Here is a 21,607-nt window from a genome sequence, read left to right as displayed (position 1 = left end):
GGAGGGAATCCAACGCTTTCGCGAACAAGCTCGCCTGCACCTGACACATGGCCTGACACGCAGTGGTCAGTGGGTCGCGTCAGCCTGCTAACGGCGAAGTTGCTCGCGAAAGCGTTCCTGATCCTGGAGCAGAGCACCCTGGAGCAGCTAACCATTGGAATTCAATGCTTGAAAATCCATTCCCCGTTATCGATGACTCATGACACGTGACCGTCGTTAACGGGGAATGGATTTACCGCAGGCTCTGTTCATTGCTGGGTTTTGTGGTCCAGGGCGGCATAGAAATTGGCGCTTTGTTGCAGGTATTTGGGGGTGTAGGTCTGGGTCGAGCTGATTTTTTTGTCTGTGGCTTCAACACTGGCATTGGCGGGTAATGCAGCGGTGGCGGAGATGGCAGACGCGGCGATGATGGAGAAGATATTGAAGTTCATGATGCGTACCTCGGTGTGGTTCGTTTCAAGTCTTGACCGTCGTGGCCGTGGAATGAAAGTTACGCCCGAGACGCTTTCAGAAAAAATCTTTTCTGCCACTAGCCCTTATCAATTTAATTAATACAGAGCCGCAGCCCTTATAGATCAAGGGCTACAGCCTGCGTCAATGTGTCACTTGCCAGAGTTCATCACTTCAAAAAACGAAAATCCGAAGGCGAATCGAAGTCAACTTTCTGCACCGTATCGCCAAGCAGGCCGGTTTTCGGGTCTACGCGCACGGTGACGATCTGGTTGCTTTTCTGGTTGGCGATCAGCACGAAGTGGCCGCTGGGGTCAAAGTTGAACTCCCGCGGTTCCTTGCCTTCCACCGACCGACGCTGAACTTCCTTTAACTGGGCGTTGGCCGAAGCGATGCTGAACACCACAAGCTCGTTGGCCTCGCCACGATTGGCGACGTAAAGGAATTTCCCGTCTGGCGACGTGTGCAGGCCGCCACCGGCGCGGTATTGCTGACCCTCCTTATTCGCCAGATCCACCCGTTGAGTGCGCTTGAAGACACCATCGTGGTAATCGAACACGGCCACCTGGGCGCTCATTTCCATGGTGAGCCAGGCGTGTTTGCCATCCTTGCTGAACAGCAGGTGACGCGGGCCACTGCCAGGCGGCAAGTCAATTGATGGGGTTTTGGCAGGTTGCAGCGGCTGGGCATTTTGGCCGTCGTAGTTGAAAACAAACAGCTTGTCGGCGCCCAGATCCATGGCGATCAGGTACTTGCCATCGGGTGTCGGCACAGCGGAGTGAACGTGGGATGAGGCCTGACGTTCAGGGTTGACCTTGCTGGCTTCGTGGGTGGCGGTCTGCGCGACGTCTGAGAGCGTGCCGTCCTTGCCCACCGGCACCACGGCCAATGAACCGCCCGGATCGGGGTGCACGGCGTAGTTGGCGACAAACAGGAAACGGCCATCCAGGCTCAGGTTGGAATGGGTTGGTTCCTCGCCTTTGCTGTCGATCTGATTAATGAACGATACGGCGTGGGTCTTGGAATCGATGGCAAAGCTGCTGACCTTGCCGACCACCTCGGTCTGCCCCGGACCGTTTTCGTTGACCACGAACAGATGACGCTGGTCTTTGGAGAGCGTCAGCCAGGAGGGGTTTTCACTTTTGATCACCTGACGCGGCTTGGCTTCAAGCTGCCCGGTTTGGGTGTTGAAGCCGTAACGGTAAATACCTTCGCTGGCGCCAGCGGTGTAGGCACCTACCAGTACGTCGTAGTCAGTCATGGGTTTGGCCTGAGCGGAAATGGCGGTAAGGCTGCTGGCGAGCACCAGCCATGGCAGGAATCTGGGAGTCATTTGGGTGATCTCGTTTTTGGAGTTATTGGCGCGCTGTTCACGTGGGAGTCAGGGCTATGACAGTGATGGGCGGGGAGTAGTTGCCTGGACGATCGATCAGCGCATTGCCGCTCAGGGTGGGTTGGCTGCAACTGATCCCCGTCGGTCACGGGTCAGCCGTCGGGTTGACGACTGACCTTTTGGTATCAGGCCTGCTCGTCGTCCTCTTCATCCTCGTCGCTGGCGCTAAACGCGCTCAGCACCAGGATGCGGTGATCGGCATTACCGTCGCTGATGACCCAACTTTGCAGTTCGCCGTCGAACTGGGCAGCGTCGACCTGCGCCAGTGAGAAGCGCCAGACCTTGCGCTCGCGTCCGTCCATGCTTTCGATGTACAGCATCTCGTCCAGAGTGAATTCGAAGGCGTGCAGGCCATCGATCTCCAGCATGCTGTGTGAGGTGAGTGCGGTTTGCAGGGCGCTGCGCAAGGTGTCGGGCGTGTGGGTCATGGCAATCGTTCGCGTGGGTGAAAGCGCGAATGATAGGTCAAAAGCACCCATAGCGGGCGTAATGCAGGCCTTGCGGGGTGAGTTCATTCGCCAAAGCGTCCCCAACTCTGGAGCTTGTCGACTGCACCCTTGTTTCGCGAGCAAGATCGCTCCCACTGCCTTAGGTGCAGCGCCCAAGCCTTACGGTCCTTAAGCTTGCGCCGCATCCTTGGCGTAATAGCGCTTCGGAATACCCCATAAGATCAAAGCGATAGCCAGTACGCTCACGGCGAACAAGGCGAATAGCGCAGGCGTTGCGGTGCCGGTCAGGTCCTTGATGCGACCGACCATGAACGGCGCGATGACGCCACCGAGCTGCCCCAGTGAGTTGATCAAGGCAATGCCTGCGGCAGCGGCAATGCCACTGAGGAAGCGTGGCGGGATGGTCCAGAAAATCGGCATCCAGGCGATGAGGCCGGTCATGATGATGGTCATGCCGACCATCAAAGGCAGCAGTTGCCCAGGGAACAACGCGCAGACCAGATACCCCACAGCGGTCAATGTCGCGCAGCCCGCCATGTGCCAGCGTCGCTCGCTGCGGCGGTCGGAGCTGGCGCCAATCAGCAGATTACCGATCACCGCACCCACGTAAGGAATCACGCTCAGCAAGCCGATGTTCAAGGTGTCGGCCACGCCCGCGCTCTTGATCAGTTGCGGCATCCAGAACAACAGCCCGGTCAGCGCCATGACCAGACACAGGTAGATCGCCGACATCACATAGGTCGTCGGATGCTTCCAGATGTCCTTGACCTTCTGCGGCGTGGCAGGCTTCACCTCCCTGGCCATGCGCGACAGCACCACCTGTTTTTCCTGAGCGTTGAGCCAGGTCGCGTCTTCAATTCGGTCCTTGACCAGACAGAACACCACGACCCCCAACAGCACCGAAGGGATGCCTTCCAGCAGAAACAGCCAGCGCCAGCCGGCCAACCCCATGAAGCCATCGAAGTGACCGAGAATCATGCCGGCGATAGGCCCGCCCACAATGCCGCATAAGGGTATGGAGCTTTTGAAGTAGGAATTGACCCGCGCACGCCGTGAGCTGGGATACCACTGAGTGAAGAAATACAACACACCAGGCACAAACCCAGCCTCCATCACGCCGATCAGAAAGCGCAGGGAGTAGAACCAGAATTCGGTCTGAACGTACATCATGCACGCCGAAGCGATGCCCCAGGACACCATGATCCGGGCGATCCAGATGCGCGCGCCGATCCTGTGCAGCAATACGTTGCTCGGCACCTCGAACAGAAAGTAGCCAACGAAGAACAGACTGGCGCCCAGACCGTAGACTGTTTCGCTCAAGCCCAGGTCATTGACCATCTGCAGCTTGGCGAAGCTGATATTGACCCGGTCGAGATAAGCGAACAGGAAGCAGCAAATGAACAACGGCACGATGCGCCAGCTGACCTTGCGGTAGATGCTGTCCTCCAGCGCGTCGGTGTCGAGCTGTTCCAGCGCAATGGCGTTAGCAGTCATGGGGGCGCACCTCGTTTGTTTTTATGGGGGTGTCGGGTATTGCGTTGAACGCGCGGTGCATGTTTCGCAATCTGTTGATCGTTCCCACGCTCTGCGTGGTAACGGCGCTCATGACGCTTCGCGTCCGGTTGACGTAGAGCGTCAAGGGCTGCATTGCCACGCGCAGCGTTGGCACGATCAACGGGTTCGCGGCTACAGGTGATCAGGGTGCTTCGAACCAAGGCGCTGATCACCGCATCAGAGCGGCTTGATCCCTCCCGGTTGAAACACCGCCTCGGCCGGCGCGATCCCGTTGATCAAGGAAGCTCCGAATTCACGCTGGCTGATCTCGAAATGATCGCCCGCCTGGGTCTTGATGCCATCAGCAAAGGACAGGGTCGCGGTGCCGAAGAAATGCACGTGCACGTCACCCGGACGCAGGAACTGGCTGTATTTGAAGTGGTGGTACTCAAGGTTTTCCAGGCTGTGGCACATGTTGGCCTCGCCGCTGAGGAACTCTTTCTCCCACAGGACCTGGCCGTCGCGCAGGATGCGGCTGGTGCCCGCCAGGTGTGGTGGCAGATCGCCGACCCGCAACTCAGGCCCGAACGAGCAGGCACGCAGCTTGGAGTGGGCCAGGTACAGGTAATTCTTGCGCTCCATGATGTGATCGGAAAACTCGTTCCCGATGGCGAACCCCAGGCGATAAGGCTTGCCATCGTGGCCGATGACATACAAGCCGCTCAGTTCCGGCTCTTCACCGGCGTCTTCGGAGAACGGCGGCTGCGGGAAAGACTCACCGGGACGAATGACAATGCTGCCGTCGCCTTTGTAGAACCACTCCGGCTGTACACCCACCTGCCCGGCTGCAGGTTTACCGCCTTCCAGGCCCCATTTGAAGATGCGCATGGTGTCGGTCATGGTCGACTCGTCATTGCCATGCTGGTGCATCTTGTCGCGGGCCGAGGCACTGCCCAGGTGCGTCAGTCCGGTGCCGCTGACCAGCAGGTGCGCCGGGTCCGGGTGATCCAGGGGTGGCAGAATCATCAGGTCGGCGCGCAGCTGCGAATAATCGTGACCTTCACCCAGGCCGAGGCGGTCGACCTGTTCGGCGAGGGAAATTTTCCTTTCGATGGCCTCCAGGGCCAGTTCACGTGTGGTGGTCGCACCTTGCACTTCCCGCACCAGCGCACCATCCACCAGACCGACGCGACGTTGGCCGTTACCCAATTCGAATTGAACCAAATGCATATCAAGACTCCTTTTAATGAGGGCCGCAGGCGCTTAACGAGAGCTGCGAGCGCTGGCCGCGAAGCTGGATGGCGGCAGCGCGTGCTTGCGCTCCAGCACACGATAGACGACACCGGTCAGTATCAATCCGCAGATCATTACGCACGAGAGGAAATACAAACCACTGGCGAGGTTGCCTGTAAGCTCCTTCAGCCAGCCGATCACGAAAGGACCAATATAGCCGCCCAGGTTGCCGACCGAGTTGATCAGCGCAATGCCGGTCGCCGCACTGGCACCTGCGAAGAAACGTCCCGGCAGGGTCCAGAACACCGCTGTGCAGGAAAACAGTGCGAACGCCACCAGACACAGCGCCGCCAGTTGCAGGACCGGTACGCTCAGGAACGCACTGAAAAACAGGCCGATGGCACCGATCACATACAGCACCGCCAGATGACCATAGCGGTCGTTCAGCCGGTCGGAACTGCGCGGCACGAGCAACAATCCGACGATGCCGAAGAAATAAGGCACGGCAGACACGAAACCGGTCACCAGATCGCTGCCGCCAAACGGCTTGATCAGGGTTGGCAGCCAGAGACCCAAGCCATAGATGCTCAAGGTGACAGGGAGGTAGAACAATGCCAGCAGCAGAACGCGCTTATCCTTGAGGGCATGCAGCGGATTACCGTGACGAGTCTGGCCGTACTCCTCCAGGTCCTTCTTCAGCTCGCCGCAAAGCCATTGTTTCTCAACCGGGTCCATCCATTTCACGTCTTCAGGGCCATCCGGCAGCCAGCGTAGCACCGGCCAGGTCAGCAGCAGCGCGGGGGCGCCGATGCACAGGAACAGCCACTGCCAGCCGTGCAGACCGGCAATGCCTTCCATGCCCAGCAGGCCTCCGGAAATCGGGCCAGTGATCAACATGGCAATGGGTTGCGACAGGATGAACAGCCCGAGAATCCTGCCGCGATGGCGCACCGGGAACCACTGGGTGATGTAATACAGCACGCCCGGAAAAAAGCCCGCTTCGGCGGCGCCGAGCAGAAAGCGCATCAGGTAAAAGCTGGTTGGGCCCTGGACGAACGCCATGCCCATGGTGATCGCGCCCCAGGTGACCATGATCCGGGCGAACCAGCGGCGGGCGCCGAAGCGCTCGAGCATCAGGTTGCTGGGGATTTCCAGCAGGAAGTACCCAATGAAGAACAGCCCCGCGCCCAGGCCATAGGCCGCATCGCCGATCCCGATGTCCGCGCCCATATGCAGTTTGGCGAAACCCACGGCCGAACGGTCCACATACGCAATCAGGTACAACAGGATCAGAAAAGGAATCAGTTTCAGGGTGATGCGACGGATAAGCCTGAGTTCCTGGCTCATGTATGCGGTCTCCACATTGTTTTTGTTATGGACGTCTGCGTGGATCGCCTCTGCCTTCGTGTGTGCCGGTGTTTGCGGTACACGGCTGACAGGGTCGTCCATCGATCTGGATCGACTATATAGTATTACTATTTAACGTGACAACTCTTCCAACCTGACGCTTTTCAGCCTATTTTAATCAGACGCGGAGCCTTTAGTCTTACAATAAGAGTGATGATTTATGCCTGATTCCAATAAGAAACCTGTCCTGCGTTCTGCCCAATGGTTTGGTACTGCCGACAAAAACGGCTTTATGTACCGCAGCTGGATGAAGAACCAGGGCATCGCTGACCACCAGTTCCAGGGCAAGCCCATCATCGGCATCTGCAACACCTGGTCTGAACTGACCCCCTGCAACGCCCACTTCCGGACCATCGCCGAGCACGTCAAACGCGGCGTCATCGAGGCCGGTGGTTTTCCCGTCGAGTTTCCGGTGTTTTCCAACGGCGAATCGAACCTGCGTCCCACTGCCATGTTGACCCGCAACCTGGCGAGTATGGACGTGGAAGAGGCGATTCGTGGCAACCCGATTGACGGCGTGGTGCTGCTGACCGGTTGCGACAAGACCACCCCTGCCCTGCTGATGGGCGCGGCCAGCTGTGATGTGCCGGCCATCGTCGTCACCGGCGGGCCGATGCTCAACGGCAAGCACAAAGGTAAGGACATTGGCGCCGGGACTATCGTCTGGCAGATGCATGAGTCGTATAAGGCAGGCCAGATCAGCCTCGACGAATTCCTCTCCGCCGAAGCGGGCATGTCGCGCTCGGCGGGCACCTGCAACACCATGGGCACGGCGTCGACGATGGCCTGCATGGCCGAAGCACTGGGCACCTCGCTGCCACATAACGCGGCGATTCCCGCCGTGGATTCGCGCCGTTATGTGCTGGCACACATGTCTGGCATGCGCGCGGTGCAGATGGTTAATGAAGACCTGCGGCTGTCGAAGATCCTGACCAAAGAAGCCTTCGAAAACGCCATTCGCGTGAACGCAGCCATTGGCGGTTCGACCAACGCGGTGATTCACCTAAAAGCCATTGCCGGACGCATCGGCGTGGATTTGGAACTGGACGACTGGACCCGCATGGGGCGCGGCATGCCGACCATCGTCGACCTGCAGCCGTCCGGTCGCTTCCTGATGGAGGAGTTCTACTACGCAGGCGGGCTGCCCGCAGTATTGCGCCGCATGGATGAGGCCAATCTGCTGCCCAACCCCCACGCACTGACGGTCAACGGTCAGAGCCTGCGCGAGAACGTCAAAAACTCACCGATCTATGGTGAGGACGAGGTCATCAGGGCACTGGATAACCCGATCCGCGCCGATGGCGGCATCTGCGTCCTGCGCGGCAATCTGGCGCCGTTGGGTGCTGTCCTTAAACCGTCGGCGGCGACCCCTGCACTGATGCAGCATCGTGGACGTGCCGTGGTGTTCGAGAACTTCGACATGTACAAAGCGCGGATCAACGACCCGGATCTGGACGTCGATGCCAACAGCATTCTGGTGATGAAAAACTGTGGCCCCAAGGGTTATCCGGGCATGGCAGAAGTCGGCAATATGGGCCTGCCGGCCAAGCTGCTGGCCCAGGGTGTGACCGACATGGTGCGCATCTCGGATGCCCGCATGAGCGGCACGGCGTATGGCACCGTGGTCTTGCATGTGGCGCCGGAAGCCGCTGCAGGCGGTCCGCTGGCCGTGGTGCAGGAAGGCGACTACATCGAACTGGATTGCACGACCGGCCGATTGCATTTGGATATTTGCGAGGCAGAACTGGCTGCGCGCCTGGCTGACTGGCAGGCCCCGCAACAGTTGTTGGTGGGCGGCTATCGTCAGCTGTATATCGACCACGTGATGCAGGCTGATCAGGGTTGCGATTTTGACTTCCTGGTGGGAATGCGTGGGTCGGAAGTGCCGCGGCACTCGCACTGATCGGCGCAATACCTGCAGGAGCCGGCTTGCGGGCTCCTGCAGGTATTTGACGTCCAGCCGGCATACCGTGGCTGGCCTGAAATGCCCCGACATCTGCACTTGCGCCCGGCGCTTCCCGCCAATGCTATGATGCGCGGCATTTCCCGTTCAGGATCGCCTCGCCGCCCATGGATTACCGTAAGCCCTCCGACCGAAAAAGCATGCATTCGCGTATTGTCCAGGACATCGGCATGCAGATCGTTTCAGGCCGCTTCAAGCCTGACGACAAGCTTCCTGCCGAAGCCCTGTTGTGTGAGGAGTACGCGGTCAGTCGCCCGGTGTTGCGCGAAGCCACGCGGGTGCTGGTCGCCAAGGGCCTGGTGTACTCGCGGCCACGGGTCGGCACAGTGGTCAAGCCGCGTCGCGAATGGCACATTCTCGACCCTGATGTACTGCACTGGATGATGCAGAGCTCGCCGCAGAACGAATTCTTCGCGTTGCTTACCAGTGTGCGCAGCATCATCGAACCGGCCGCGGCGGCATTGGCAGCTCAGCATGCGACGCCTGATGAGGTCGACGCCATTGGCGAGGCCTATCAGCGCATGGCCGCCGCGCAGAGCGTCGAGGAAGTGCTGCAACCGGACCTCGATTTCCACAGCCGTATCGCCGACGCCACCCATAACGACCTGCTGGCGCATCTGTGCAACATGCTGTCGCTGGCCTTGCGCGAAGCGCTGAAACACTCCAACCAGCGTCCCAACCTGCACGAACTTGCCCTGCCCCGCCATAGGGCGATCCTAACCGCCATCGAAAACCGCGACGCCCTCGGCGCCCACCATGCCACGCTGGTCCAACTGGACGACGCGCGTAATGCGTTGAATGTGGTGTTGGGGCAAGGCTTGAAGCTGTAAGCGCGCACTTGCCCGCGAAGGCGATGCTTCAGATCACCTTGAGCAACCGACCCGCCGCGTTCGCTGGCGTCGTAACCTGCGGTGTTTCAGGGCAGATAGATACGAAACAATCCGCCGCCCAGCCGTCCGCCGTTGGCGATCTCGATATGCCCTTTCATACCCTGGCGCTGGTGCTGGCGCGCGATGTTTGCGGCGAAGTACAGACCCAGCCCCGTGCTGCCGCTGCTCTGGTTGATGCCCAGTACATAATCGGTCTGCTGCGCGATCATGTGCTCGGGGAATCCCGGGCCGTCGTCGTTGATACTGATGACAAGTTGCCCGGCGACCTGGCCCGCGGTGATCAGCACTTCCTCGCGCGCAAAGCGAATGGCGTTGATCATCACGTTCGAGACCACCGACCCGACCAGTTCACGATCGAAAAAGCCCGGCAAATCGAAATCGCCAACCTCATACCGCGCAGCGATACCGCGACTGATCAACACTTCCTGATGAAACGCCAGTTGTGCCTCGATGAAGTCATCCAGTTCGTGATAATCCGGACGCCACGGCAACTGATTCACCCCAAGCTTGTACAGCCCGAGTAACTGCACGAGCATGCCGTTCAGGTGCGCAAACTCATAATCGATCACACCTTGCTCGGCAGTGCTGCGCTGAGCCTGCGGCAGCTGCTTGAGCCACTCACCGTGAGCCTGGATCAGCGTGGCCAGGGAGTTCTTCATGTCGTGCACGGTGGAGGCAATCACCATGGAGAAATCCAGCCCCGAATCCTTCTCAGTCATTCGCCAAACGCCTTGTTCCGCAGTTTCTGATAACGGTCGTAGCGTGCATCGGTGTCGGGCATCATGCCCACCATTTTCAGACTGTTCCGGCACTCCTGCAGGCTGGCGTTATCAAGGTTCTGCACGCCTACGTGCAGCAGCGACTGGGCCATGTTCAGGGCAACACTGATGTTTTTCGGTTGCAGCGCCAGCGCTCGGCGGAACAGGTCCTGGGCCTCGCCGAGCTTACCGGCGCGGTAGCTGCGGATACCTTGCATGTTCAAATCGATGGCCGCCTTGCCGGCACCGAGAATTTGCGGATCGTCGGTCTGCCTGGCGATGCTCTGCATCACCGCCGGATCAACGCCATAGATTTCAGCACAGCTTTTCAGAATGCCGGCACCTGCCGATTCCTGACCCAGTTGCTTGAGCTGGGAGGCCACTGCCAATGCCGCATCGGCGCTGAGAAACTGTTCCATGCCTTCCAGGCGCGCCATGGCCTGTTCAGTCAGCTTGGCGGCCATTTCCGGATCGGAACCGGCAACGCTGGTGGCTTTCATCAAACGAGCCCGTACCTGCAGGCCCGCGTCGCTGGTGTGCTCTTTGGCGACTTCACCCAGGGTCTGGTTGATCTCCACGCGGGTCCGCGCATCCAGGCCGCGCTCGCCGCCACGACTGATCAACGCCTGCGCCAGCCCGAGGTTGGTTTCAGGGTCCTTGAAGCGGGAAAACTGACCTTGGGAAACGGCCTGACGAAACGCTTTCGAAGCGCCATCAAAGTCCTGATTTTCCAGTGCCAGCTTGCCCAGCAGACGTTGACGACGCACGGCGTAGGGCGACAGACGCACCGCTTCTTCAAGCATTTTCTGCGCGCGCCCGTTGTCGCCACTGGCCATCAGTACATCGGCCAGACCGTCGTACAGCACCGGCATCGCGTTGAAAGCACGAATCGCATCTTCGTAGACCTTCTGCGCTTCGCCATGGCGTGCGCGCTTGAACAACAGCTTGCCCAACGCCACGTAGGCCCAGGGTTGCGGGCGATCAGTCAGAATGGATTTGAGAAAGCCTTCAAGCGCCTCGTGCTGATTGAGGTCGCGCAGCGCATCGGCCTTGTAACGCAGGCACAACGGCGCGAGGCGCGGATCCTGTTTGCTCAGGCTGACGCAAGCGGCCAGCACCTCAGCCGGTTTGCCGCGATCCAGTGCCTGCAGGATCGGCTTGAGCAGGTTCTTGCGCTGGACGATCTTTTCCAGCCGTTGCGCCAGGCTGGCACGGTTGAAAGGCTTGGTCAGGTAGGCGTCAGGCTCCCATTCCAGTGCACTCATGACCATGGCCTGGCTGTTCTCGGCGGTGACCATGACGAACACGCTTTCGTGGCTGATCAACCTGTCGGTCATCAAATCTTCGAGGACCTGCTGGCCGTTCTTCTTGCCGTCGCCCAAATTGAAATCGTGCAGGATGAAGTCGTACCGCTTCTGCGAGCAGGCCCTGATTGCCAGTTCGCCCGTCTCAGCGGTGTCTACTTCCTTGACGCCCAATTCGCGCAGCATCGATCTGACCGAACTTCGAAAATCGGAGAAATCATCGACGATCAGAAAGCTTTTTTGGTTCCACGCCAGCATCGGGATTCCTGTCACGGGATAAATAAACAGCCTATAAGGGACTACACAACACGCGGCCCGCCGCAGCGGTGCTGATGATGCCTCATCGCAGCAAGCCATCAATCTGATTGCATCTGAGGGTGACTACATACACGAGGCCGCAGGTCGTGTGTAGCGGTTATCGGCTTTCGATTCGGAAAACTTAGGTCAAGCCAGGCAAAAAGTCGCCGTAAAACGCAGCATTTCACTGCTTCAGACGAGCACTTCCAACCGCATCCGCTTCTCTTTTAGAAGCGCTCCAATGTAAATATCGTTCACGTACTGTGTTTAATTTCCGGGAAAAGTGCACTAAATGCCAAACTTATTAGAAGTTTGCGTGAAATAAGTAAAGTCCATTCTGCTTGCGCCGATATGCATGGAAAGCGGCCTGTGTAAGTCGCATTTTCATTCCTGCCCGAGTATCACTTATGACCTGGCTGATCCATCTGAAACTCAAATACAAACTATTGTCCGCATTTAGTCTTTGTGCGCTGATCACTATAGTAGTCGGCGTCCTGGGGCAGCATGGCATTTCGCGTCTGTATGACCTGTTTCAGGACACGGTGGACAACAGCATGCTCTCGGTCGCCAAAGTGGATTCGGTCAAGGCGAATGTCATCGCCACCAACCGGGACTTTTTCAAGATCATCAGTATGAGTGCGCTCAAAGCCAGCCCGGATGACATTAACGCTGTGATTGAGGCGCTCAAGGAAAATCAGGCCCAGGCCGAAAGCGACTTCGCCATCTATCGCGGTACACCACTTGAGGACGATGAAAAAGCAGCCGGCGACGAATTCCTTAGAGACTGGCCCGCTTACCTGGCAGCGTTGCAGAACACTTTGAGCGTCATTCAAAGTGGCGATCTGGAACAGGCCAGTCAACTGGCGGCAAACAGCGTTACACCTGTTTATCGCAAGACCATGGCCGAGCTCAAAATCATCATTGAATCCAACTCACGCCAGGCCAGTGAGTCGGCTCAGGCCGGGATCGACACGAACCGGCAGGTGACGTGGATCCTGACCATAGGCGCGCTGATCGCCGTGATCTGCGCCATTGCCCTGGGACTGATCGTCACGAGGATGATCACCAAGCCTATTTATCAGTCGGTAGACAGCGCTTCGCGAGTGGCAAGCGGGGATCTGACCCACACGATTGCCGCAGGCGGCCGCGATGAGACCGGGCAACTGCTGCAGGCCTTGTCGCACATGCAGGGCAGCCTGAAGGGCACGGTGCAGCAGATTGCCAACGCATCCTTCCAGTTGGCCGCAGCGGCAGAAGAACTCACGGTCATCACTGATGACAGCACCCGCGGACTGATGCGTCAGAACGACGAGATTCAGCAGGCGGCAACCGCCGTGAACGAGATGACTGCTGCGGTCGAAGAAGTGGCTCGCAATGCTGCAAGCGCCTCACAGGTTTCGACCCAGACCGCCGACGATGCGATCAAGGGTCAGCACCAGGTTCAGCAGGCTGTCACCGCGATGAATACCATGACCACGGAAATCAGCGAGTCGACCCAACGCGTCGAAGCGCTGGCCGGACAGATCCGCGACATCACCAAGGTGCTTGACGTGATCCGCGGCATTGCCGAACAGACCAACCTGCTGGCACTTAACGCGGCCATCGAGGCCGCCCGTGCAGGCGAACAAGGTCGCGGGTTCGCCGTCGTCGCCGATGAAGTTCGCGCTCTGGCGCATCGTACTCAGGCGTCGACCGGCGAAATCGAATCCATGATAACCCTTGTGCGCAACGGCGCTGACGAGGCAGTGCAGGCGATGAGCAAGAGCCAGGCGCTGGCAGTCAGCACTCAAACGCTGGCCGGTGAAGCCGGTCTGGCGCTGGAGCGCATCAGTAGTGGCGTCAGCCAGATGAACGAACGCAACCTGGTCATTGCCAGTGCTGCCGAGGAGCAGGCCCAGGTCGCTCGTGAGGTAGACCGTAACCTGGTCAATATTCAGGACCTGTCATCCCAGAGCGCCTCTGGCGCCAGTCAGACCAGTACGTCCAGTCAGGAGCTGTCTCGCCTGGCGGTGTCGTTCACTACCATGGTCGGAAAGTTCACCCTTTGATCCGGTCCGCCAGCGCTCGATGCGCTAAAGCGCCAGAAGCGTCGTGGGCAATGAGTTAATACCCGCACTCCTGCCAGGTGCGGGGCCCGACAATTATCGGCCCCAAGCCCCGGCGTAAACGACGTCTTTTTGCCACCTGTGACACATTGGCGTATTGACTAAACCGTCACATGATTTGTCGTAAATCACATTTCAGGTACAATCGCCACCCTCCCGCAGCTTTGCTTGGACCTGATGACCGAGTCCTGCGGGGGTAGATGTTTACTCAAGCTGCTGAATCCAATGATCGAATAAAAAGCCAGCACCGAGGGACATAGAACGAGAGGCCGTCAGACCACTGGCCTTTTGACCCTTCCTCCTCGTCTTCCGAGAGCGAAGCCTGTTTGACGTTGCGCCGGGTGCGGCATGCGACGCCGCGGGATAGCGCCTGAAGAAGGGCTGCAGGCGGATAACTTTCTATCTATTGGATGACTCAATGTTCAAGAAAACCAGCAAGGCTCTACTGGGCCTGGCGATTTCGGCGACCTTCCTGCAAGCCCATGCCGCAGAAAACAAGAAAGTCGATGTGCTGCTGATCGGCGGCGGCATCATGAGCTCAACGCTGGGCGTCTGGCTCAACGAGCTGGAGCCAGGCTGGTCGATGGAAATGATCGAGCGTCTGGACGGCGTCGCCGAGGAAAGCTCCAACGGCTGGAACAACGCAGGCACCGGCCACTCCGGCCTGGCTGAGTTGAACTACACGCCTGAGGATAAAGACGGCAAGGTCAACATCTCCAAAGCCATCGAAATCAACGAAGCGTTTCAGGTGACCCGTCAGTTCCTCTCCTGGCAGGTCAAAAGCAGCGTCCTGAAGAACCCGCCGTCGTTCATCAACACCACACCGCACATGAGCTTCGTGTGGGGCGACGACAACATCAAATTCCTGAAGAAGCGTTATGACGCGCTGCAAGCCAGCCCGCTGTTCCGCCCGATGCAGTACTCCGAAGACCCGGCGCAGATCGCCAAGTGGGTTCCGCTGATGATGGAAGGTCGCGACCCTTCCCAGAAGCTGGCGACCACCTGGACGCCAATCGGCACGGACGTCAACTGGGGCGAAGTGACTCGTCAATACGTGTCCTACCTGAAGACCCGTTCGAACTTCGACTTGAAGTTGTCCAGTGAAGTCAATGACATCACCCGTAACGAAGACGGCTCCTGGCACGTCGAGTACAAGAACCTGAAAGACGGCACCACCTCCGGTACCGACGCCAAGTTCCTGTTCATCGGTGCGGGCGGCGGCGCGTTGAAGCTGTTGCAGAAATCCGGTATTCCCGAAGCTCGCGACTACGCAGGCTTCCCGGTGGGCGGTTCGTTCCTGGTGACCGATAACCCAACCGTAGCCATGCAGCACATGGCCAAGGCCTATGGCATTGCTTCCACAGGCGCGCCGCCCATGTCGGTTCCGCACCTGGACACCCGCGTGCTCGACGGCAAACGTGTGATCCTGTTTGGCCCGTTCGCCACCTTCTCCACCAAGTTCTTGAAAGAAGGTTCGTATCTGGACCTGTTCAGCAGCATGACCACGCACAACTTCTGGCCAATGACCAAGGTCGGTATCGAGCAGTACCCACTGGTCGAGTACCTCGCCGGTCAACTGATGCTGTCTGATGATGACCGCTTCAAAGCGCTGCAGGAGTACTTCCCGCACGCCAAGAAAGAAGACTGGCGCCTGTGGCAGGCCGGTCAGCGCGTGCAGATCATCAAGCGCGACGCGGACAAGGGTGGCGTGCTCAAGCTGGGCACCGAAGTCGTTTCCTCCCAGGACGGCACCATCGCCGCTCTGCTGGGCGCATCACCGGGCGCTTCGACCGCTGCACCGATCATGCTGAACGTGCTGGAAAATATCTTCAAAACCCAGGTGGCAACGCCAGAGTGGCAAGCGAAAATCCGTCAGATCGTGCCCAGCTATGGCACCAAGCTGAATGACTCGCCGGCCGCTGTGCAACAGGAATGGAACTACACCGCCGAAGTCCTGCAACTGGGCAAGCCTCCGGTTATCGACCAGAGTGTGGGTACCGGTACTAGCACCCCGGCTGGCAAGCCTGCCGAAAGCAAGCCTGCGAACGACATGGCGCTGTAAACATCGCTGCCGCTATCGGCACTGGTGACGCTGTGAATGAAGCCACGGGGATCAAATCCCGTGGCTTTTTTATGGCCTCTCCTTGAGCTGCTGCACACCGGACAAACAGGCCCGAATTACGTCGATAACCCCGCCTTGGCTGACCTCTCACGGTACCTACACACGATCTATGCGGCCGCAGTAGCACCCTTGCCTGGCATTGTGTACATGGATGTAGCTGATTTGCGGGTTGCCAAACATCCGCTCGATCAGCGACTCAATCGCCACGCCTTCGATGACATCAGCATCGAGCATCATCCCGCTTTCGCTGTATGCCCGCAGCGATAGCAAACGAATGCGCATCGACTCGGGCACGCTGTCGACAGCGTCGTAGGGCTGCGTAGCGCCCTCACGTATGAAGATCGCGTGGCAAGCACGGTACGGCGTATCAGCAGGCTGGCAAACATGATTGAGTAAAAGCACGCTCTCACCGGGCTCGGCATCTTTCAACTCGACGCGGTCCGGGAAGCCAGGCTTGGCGTCAACTCGATAACGCTTGATCCCGAGCAATGCCAACTCTGCTTCGGGTAAGCCAAAAAATGAGCGAAAGGGTTCTGGGGAAAGGCCGGAAATACGAAATGTCATGGTCAGCTGCCTGCCGAGAGGGAGGTCTATGAGACAGGCGTTCGATCCACAGGGGATATCCGTTTCTTGCTACAGGTTTCGTCGCTACAGCAAGTCGATTTGCAGGGGCGTCGATGACGGCAGCTCAGCCCGCGACAGCAACGCTTCTTGTTCTGCGGTACGAGGCCCAGGCGCTGTGAAAAGCCATGAGGGGGAAAATAGGAAAGGAACAGGCAAGGATGGTCGAGAGCATGAATCACACCTCTGACAGCAACCATTAGAGGTAGTTTTATATGGTGTCCCAGGCGGGGTTCGAACCTGCAACCTTCCCCTTAGGAGGGGGATGCTCTATCCAATTGAGCTACTGAGACACAGAGCCAGCGCGCTGAATGGCGATGGCGGGACGGCGAGCATGTTAACGGCAAGCCTTTGTTTTGTCATGTCGTGATTGTCTTTTTAGGCTGTAATCCGCCAGACATTTGACCTTGATGAAAAGGTCACCATGCAATTTGCAATGCCTCAAAATGACATCATTGCAATCTGCAACCCAGCGCACCCGAATTCATCATTTATGTCGTTGATTTATAAGGATATTTTTAGTTAATTCGTTTGGCATGCAGCGTGCACTATTCCTTCCCGTGCAATCCCCTTCATACCCATTGCAAACGAAGGTAACCGAGATGAACGTGACTCTCTCCTTATTGAATGCTGCGGCTTTGGTCGCACTGGTGGCGTTCCACTTTCAGGACGACGGCAGCAAAACCGAGAGCGTCGCTGTACAAGTTCAACCGCATTACCTTGTCAAACAGGCTCCACGCTTCGCTGCAACGCTGGCGCAACCAGCGCACCGTTCAGACGCCATGCTGGCGAATGACACCGATGAGGCCATCCCCGTGGATCGCTCCGAACGCTGGGTATTCTGACAACGCATTGCCAGAAGGGTTTGCTAGTTTGTTTTTATCGCGAGAAAAATCATGTCAAAAGCAGCACTGTCTTTTCTGATTCTGGCCATCATGGCCATTACCGCTGATCAACTGCTTCCCGAACCTCTGGAGACGGTAGGAACTGTCGCCAAAATTGCCGCTGGCGTGTTCGCCAGTTTGTTCGTAGCCGCATTATTCGTGGGCCGTCGCATCAAATTTGATCCGGTACTGCGTCAAGCCAAGCCGTGACAGCTCTGGGCAGACTGCGTAGCGTCTGCCAGCCATCTTTGCTATGCCCGCCTGTTGTGCCCTTCTCAGGCGTCAACCTACAGATCCTTCGTCTCTTTCCTGACAGCGTTCTTGAATTTCATCCCGCACGCCCTACGCTTTGAGCAGATAGCCATTACAGCGTTCGTTTACTCCCCGCGCAGCCTTGTGGCCCTAGCGGCATGGCTATCGGATGAAGTTTGCAAACTGGAACGTATTTCGGATAATTGGTGCTGGCTAATCGCCTTTATCTAGTTCAATATTTGTCACAGATTTGACGCCAAGGTTTCGACGTATTGATGCATGATGACGGACCTTTATGCTGGCAGGTTGAACATTTCGCCGAAATGAGAGTCAGAGGATGACATCTCGCGGCCAAATGCAAAAACCGCCTCTCCTTTGAACTAAATCGGTTAAATATATGAGCCCTATGAAACAGGCCAATTATTCCAGTCGCACAGCTGACAAGTTCGTTGTCCGTCTTCCGGAAGGCATGCGCGAGCGCATTGCGGAAGTATCCAAAGACAACCACCGCAGCATGAACTCTGAAATCATTGCGCGTCTTGAACAAAGCCTGATTCAAGAAGGTGCACTGGGTGATGAGCCTAAGCTGCGCCTGGACAGCCCTGAGCTGTCATTGCACGAACGCGAGCTGCTGCAGCGCTTTCGTCAGCTCGCCCACCGCCAGCAGAATGCTCTGGTTTCGCTGATCGCACACGACACCAGCCTGGCCGCCGACGACGAATAAGTCCCGGACGCCAGAGACTAAAGAGCCAGCTCTGAGCTGGCTTTTTTGTGGGCGTTATATGAGCCGATTAACCAGATGCAAAAAAACCGCTCTTCTGAGCGGTCATTTTGTGATGCTGGCGGCCGTTAAAGCAGGAACACCGTCGCCAGCCCCAGGAAGATGAAGAATCCCCCACTGTCGGTCATGGCAGTGATCATCACACTGGCCCCCATTGCCGGATCCCGCCCGAGACGTACCAGCGTCATGGGGATCAATACGCCCATGAAGGCGGCGAGCAGCAGGTTCAAGGTCATCGCTGCAGTCATCACCACGCCCAGCGACCAGCTGTGATACAGCAGATAGGCCACGATACCGATTACGCCGCCCCATACCACACCGTTGACCAAGGCAACGCCCAGTTCCTTGCGCATCAGGCGCGAAGTGTTGCCGGTACTGACCTGATCCAGCGCCATGGCGCGGACGATCATGGTAATGGTCTGGTTACCCGAGTTACCGCCAATGCCAGCCACGATCGGCATCAAGGCCGCGAGCGCCACCAGTTTTTCGATCGAGCCTTCGAAAAGGCCGATCACTCGGGACGCAATGAACGCAGTGATCAGGTTGACCGCCAGCCAGGACCAGCGGTTGCGCAAGGAACGCCAGACCGAGGCAAAGATGTCTTCCTCTTCGCGCAAACCGGCCATATTAAGAACTTCGGTCTCACTCTCTTCACGAATCAGGTCAACCATCTCATCGATGGTCAGACGGCCGATCAGCTTGCCGTTCTTGTCCACTACGGGCGAAGAAATAAGGTCGTATCGCTCAAAAGCCTGCGCAGCTTCATAGGCATCGCTGTCCGGGTGAAAGCTTACCGTGTCGCTGGCCATGACTTCCGACACCTGCTTTTCAGGGTCGTTAACCAGCAGACGCTTGATCGGCAGCACGCCTTTGAGAACACCGTCGTTATCGACCACAAACAGTTTGTCGGTGTGGCCCGGCAGCTCCTTGAGACGACGCAGATAACGCAGGACTACTTCGAGACTGACGTCCTCGCGAATGGTGACCATTTCGAAGTCCATCAGCGCGCCGACCTGATCCTCGCTGTAGGACAAGGCGGAGCGCACGCGCTCACGCTGCTGACTGTCCAGCGCTTCCATCAACTCGTGCACGACGTCGCGCGGCAGCTCTGGTGCAAGGTCAGCGAGTTCGTCCGCGTCCATTTCCTTGGCGGCAGCCAGCAACTCGTGATCGTCCATGTCGGCGATCAGCGTCTCACGAACGGAGTCGGATACTTCGAGAAGGATATCGCCGTCGCGCTCGACCTTGACCAGTTGCCATACCGTTAAACGGTCTTCTACAGGAAGGGCTTCGAGAATATAGGCGACGTCGGCAGAGTGCAGATCGTCGAGCTTGCGCTGCAGCTCGACAAGGTGTTGCCGGTGAACGAGGTTTTCAACGCGACCCTGATGCTGGCCTTCCTGGCGGTGAGCCAGATCTTCGACAATCCGCTGACGCTGCAGCAAATCGACGACTTGCGCGAGGCGATCCTGAAGGCTTTCTTGGGTTTTCTTTACTTCTATTACGGTCATAGGCGAACTCCACTCCCAGCAGTGGACCACGCCGGAAGATCAATCAGTCGATTCTCGATTGGTAAAGCCAGGTTCTGAGTTGCTACTGGGTGAGTCCATGGAGGTATTCCACAAGCCCCGGCGGGGCTGACGGGCGCAATCATACACCGCTTGCCAAAGCTTCATGTTAAAAATTCACCGGACAACAAGCGCTTGCAGCGCAATGTTAAGCATCGTCCGAGACGTTATTGCTACGACGTCACATTCAGAGGAGAAAACACGCTCGCCCGTAAAACGCCCTTTGGCTAGTCTCTCTTGATAACTGTCAAGGAGGACGTCGTCATGCCGCTGGACCTTCGTAAAACCGTCATTACTGCCCTGCTGCTACCTGCCACTTTCGGAGCCACGACGGTAAACCGTTGCGAAGACGCACTCGGCGCTATTACCTTCACCACCCTCAGTTGCCCATCAGGCCACGCCAGAACGCCGCACAGCGTGAACAATGCACTTGTTGGAACGATTGCCCCCTCCTCCGCAGCCGCCGAGTCACTGAAGAAGCCACTCAAGCCCGAACTCGTGGTGATCGGTCAACGAGACGATGGCTGCGGAAACATATTGAGTGCTGAACAACGCCGCAAGGCAATCATCAACCAACAGACGCCGGCCGGAATGACCAGCAGAGACGTGGAAAGCCTGCTGGGCAAGCCGGATAAAGTCATTGGTCGAAATGCCGAACTGCGTTTTCTCTATGAGGAAAAGAAAGGACGGAGCCGTCAGATACAGTTCGATGAGCACGGCTGCGTGAAAGGTACGCAGCAGAAGGAAAGATCGAAGAAGTGAATTCTGGAAAAGCAAAAAGCCCGCATTTGCATGCGGGCTTTTCGTTTTATGGTGCACTCGACAGGATTCGAACCTGTGACCGCTCGGTTCGTAGCCGAGTACTCTATCCAGCTGAGCTACGAGTGCATGTGGCGCTTGATGAACCAGATCACCTCTGGTCAGTGCATTTTACTTCTGGAAGTGAGTGGTACTTCCGAAGACCTATTAAAGCCAGGCTCTTTCTTAAGGCTGCTAACCGTATGACTACAGTTAACGCTTAAATGGTGCACTCGACAGGATTCGAACCTGTGACCGCTCGGTTCGTAGCCGAGTACTCTATCCAGCTGAGCTACGAGTGCATTTGTTGCCGCGCATTATAGGCCGTCAAATCTTTTGGTCAAGCACTTTTTCTAGTAATTTCAACAACTTACCGATAAAGCCAGATTACGACGTACTACGCAAATAATGGCGGAGAACGGGGGATTCGAACCCCCGACACCCTTTTGAGGTGTACTCCCTTAGCAGGGGAGCGCCTTCGGCCACTCGGCCAGCTCTCCGCAACACGGGGCGTATAATAACCACCCTTTTCCCCGTTTGCAAACCGAAAATTCAATAAAAATTAATGGCTTGGTTCCTGGTCCTTCTCTTTCTTGATACGCAGGTAAATCTCTTCGCGGTGAACAGCTACTTCCTTGGGCGCATTGACGCCAATTCGTACCTGATTACCTTTTACGCCGAGCACGGTGACGGTGATCTCACCGTCTCCGATGATCAGACTCTCCGCGCACCGACGGGTCAAAATCAGCATACCTATCTCCTCAAGCTGAATTCAGGGACAACACTGTGCACAACCAAAACGGCATCAGCCTGAGCCAGCATCGACAGCAGGTCTACG

19 protein-coding genes and 4 tRNA genes are annotated in these 21,607 nt (G+C 57.6%); 8 read left to right on the top strand and 15 right to left on the bottom strand.

The genetic code is table 11. The features are described 5' to 3' along the window. Window positions 1-248 precede the first annotated feature (248 nt). The 6 genes from EC915_RS16085 to EC915_RS16060 all read right to left on the bottom strand — a co-directional run bounded on the left by EC915_RS16085 (window position 249) and on the right by EC915_RS16060 (window position 6,366). Window positions 249-431 (bottom strand): hypothetical protein, encoded by a 183-nt coding sequence (locus EC915_RS16085; RefSeq protein ID WP_133751521.1) that lies wholly within the window; start codon window positions 429-431, stop codon window positions 249-251. 188 nt (window positions 432-619) lie between these two features. Further along, window positions 620-1,783, bottom strand: a complete 1,164-nt coding sequence (locus tag EC915_RS16080) for a lactonase family protein (protein ID WP_133751520.1) — start codon at window positions 1,781-1,783, stop codon at window positions 620-622. Window positions 1,784-1,968: 185 nt separating this feature from the next. Continuing rightward, entirely contained in the window at window positions 1,969-2,271 is a 303-nt protein-coding gene (locus tag EC915_RS16075; protein ID WP_133751519.1) for a DUF5629 family protein, read from the bottom strand. 189 nt (window positions 2,272-2,460) lie between these two features. Next, window positions 2,461-3,786, bottom strand: a complete 1,326-nt coding sequence (locus tag EC915_RS16070) for an MFS transporter (RefSeq protein WP_133751518.1) — start codon at window positions 3,784-3,786, stop codon at window positions 2,461-2,463. A gap of 237 nt (window positions 3,787-4,023) precedes the next feature. Continuing rightward, entirely contained in the window at window positions 4,024-5,016 is a 993-nt protein-coding gene (gene araD1, locus EC915_RS16065; RefSeq protein WP_133751517.1) for an AraD1 family protein, read from the bottom strand. 33 nt (window positions 5,017-5,049) lie between these two features. After that, window positions 5,050-6,366: an MFS transporter gene (locus EC915_RS16060; RefSeq protein ID WP_133751516.1), complete on the bottom strand. Its 1,317-nt coding sequence runs from the start codon at window positions 6,364-6,366 to the stop codon at window positions 5,050-5,052. Between the two features lie 220 nt (window positions 6,367-6,586). On the opposite strand from EC915_RS16060, the gene EC915_RS16055 reads away from it, so the two are divergent. Together EC915_RS16055 and EC915_RS16050 are read left to right on the top strand one after the other, a co-directional pair. Then, on the top strand, window positions 6,587-8,329 hold the full coding sequence (locus tag EC915_RS16055) for an IlvD/Edd family dehydratase (RefSeq protein WP_133751515.1): 1,743 nt from the start codon (window positions 6,587-6,589) through the stop codon (window positions 8,327-8,329). Between the two features lie 167 nt (window positions 8,330-8,496). Then, window positions 8,497-9,219 carry a FadR/GntR family transcriptional regulator gene (locus EC915_RS16050; protein WP_133751514.1) on the top strand — a complete coding sequence of 241 codons (723 nt, stop codon included), beginning with the start codon at window positions 8,497-8,499 and terminating at the stop codon, window positions 9,217-9,219. Between the two features lie 86 nt (window positions 9,220-9,305). On the opposite strand, the gene EC915_RS16045 is transcribed toward EC915_RS16050, so the two are convergent. Further along, window positions 9,306-9,998 carry a sensor histidine kinase KdpD gene (locus EC915_RS16045; RefSeq protein WP_133751513.1) on the bottom strand — a complete coding sequence of 231 codons (693 nt, stop codon included), beginning with the start codon at window positions 9,996-9,998 and terminating at the stop codon, window positions 9,306-9,308. Further along, the gene (locus EC915_RS16040) at window positions 9,995-11,599 is read right to left on the bottom strand and encodes a tetratricopeptide repeat-containing response regulator (RefSeq protein ID WP_133751512.1); all 1,605 of its coding nucleotides are present in this window, start codon (window positions 11,597-11,599) and stop codon (window positions 9,995-9,997) included. Before EC915_RS16040 ends, EC915_RS16045 begins: the two co-directional genes overlap by 4 nt. Window positions 11,600-12,045: 446 nt before the next feature. Between EC915_RS16040 and EC915_RS16035 the strand changes: the two genes are divergently transcribed. Together EC915_RS16035 and mqo are read left to right on the top strand one after the other, a co-directional pair. After that, window positions 12,046-13,686, top strand: a complete 1,641-nt coding sequence (locus EC915_RS16035) for a methyl-accepting chemotaxis protein (RefSeq protein ID WP_133751511.1) — start codon at window positions 12,046-12,048, stop codon at window positions 13,684-13,686. A 475-nt stretch (window positions 13,687-14,161) separates the two neighbouring features. After that, a complete protein-coding gene (gene mqo / locus EC915_RS16030; RefSeq protein WP_133751510.1) occupies window positions 14,162-15,805 on the top strand; it encodes a malate dehydrogenase (quinone) in 1,644 nt (547 codons plus the stop codon). 156 nt (window positions 15,806-15,961) lie between these two features. On the opposite strand, the gene EC915_RS16025 is transcribed toward mqo, so the two are convergent. Beyond that, a complete protein-coding gene (locus tag EC915_RS16025; RefSeq protein WP_133751509.1) occupies window positions 15,962-16,429 on the bottom strand; it encodes a DUF1203 domain-containing protein in 468 nt (155 codons plus the stop codon). Between the two features lie 273 nt (window positions 16,430-16,702). After that, window positions 16,703-16,779: transfer RNA gene (locus EC915_RS16020), tRNA-Arg, on the bottom strand. A 309-nt stretch (window positions 16,780-17,088) separates the two neighbouring features. On the opposite strand from EC915_RS16020, the gene EC915_RS16015 reads away from it, so the two are divergent. From EC915_RS16015 to EC915_RS16005, 3 genes are all read left to right on the top strand, one after another. Continuing rightward, entirely contained in the window at window positions 17,089-17,331 is a 243-nt protein-coding gene (locus EC915_RS16015; RefSeq protein ID WP_133751508.1) for a hypothetical protein, read from the top strand. A 51-nt stretch (window positions 17,332-17,382) separates the two neighbouring features. Further along, entirely contained in the window at window positions 17,383-17,580 is a 198-nt protein-coding gene (locus EC915_RS16010; RefSeq protein ID WP_133751507.1) for a PA3371 family protein, read from the top strand. A 439-nt stretch (window positions 17,581-18,019) separates the two neighbouring features. Beyond that, window positions 18,020-18,346: an Arc family DNA-binding protein gene (locus EC915_RS16005; RefSeq protein ID WP_110947489.1), complete on the top strand. Its 327-nt coding sequence runs from the start codon at window positions 18,020-18,022 to the stop codon at window positions 18,344-18,346. A gap of 125 nt (window positions 18,347-18,471) precedes the next feature. Here the strand turns inward: EC915_RS16005 and mgtE are convergent, their stop codons facing one another. Then, window positions 18,472-19,914, bottom strand: a complete 1,443-nt coding sequence (gene mgtE, locus EC915_RS16000) for a magnesium transporter (protein WP_133751506.1) — start codon at window positions 19,912-19,914, stop codon at window positions 18,472-18,474. 321 nt (window positions 19,915-20,235) lie between these two features. Between mgtE and EC915_RS15995 the strand changes: the two genes are divergently transcribed. Then, complete coding sequence (locus EC915_RS15995) at window positions 20,236-20,733, top strand: cell envelope protein SmpA (protein ID WP_133751505.1); 498 nt, start codon at window positions 20,236-20,238, stop codon at window positions 20,731-20,733. Window positions 20,734-20,782: 49 nt separating this feature from the next. Here EC915_RS15995 and EC915_RS15990 read toward each other — a convergent pair. The 4 genes from EC915_RS15990 to csrA form a co-directional block, all read right to left on the bottom strand. Next, window positions 20,783-20,859, bottom strand: a tRNA-Arg gene (locus tag EC915_RS15990). 135 nt (window positions 20,860-20,994) lie between these two features. Continuing rightward, window positions 20,995-21,071 (bottom strand) — tRNA-Arg (locus tag EC915_RS15985). A 107-nt stretch (window positions 21,072-21,178) separates the two neighbouring features. Further along, window positions 21,179-21,269 (bottom strand) — tRNA-Ser (locus EC915_RS15980). Window positions 21,270-21,331: 62 nt separating this feature from the next. Then, window positions 21,332-21,520, bottom strand: coding sequence for a carbon storage regulator CsrA (csrA, locus tag EC915_RS15975; protein ID WP_020290522.1), 189 nt, complete (start codon window positions 21,518-21,520; stop codon window positions 21,332-21,334). Window positions 21,521-21,607 lie beyond the last annotated feature (87 nt).

It is taken from the genome of Pseudomonas sp. LP_7_YM (genome assembly GCF_004364435.1).
In the GTDB taxonomy this organism is placed as follows: domain Bacteria; phylum Pseudomonadota; class Gammaproteobacteria; order Pseudomonadales; family Pseudomonadaceae; genus Aquipseudomonas.
The sequence above is the reverse complement of the archived record's forward strand: the minus strand, read 5'-3'. Positions and strand labels throughout refer to the sequence as shown.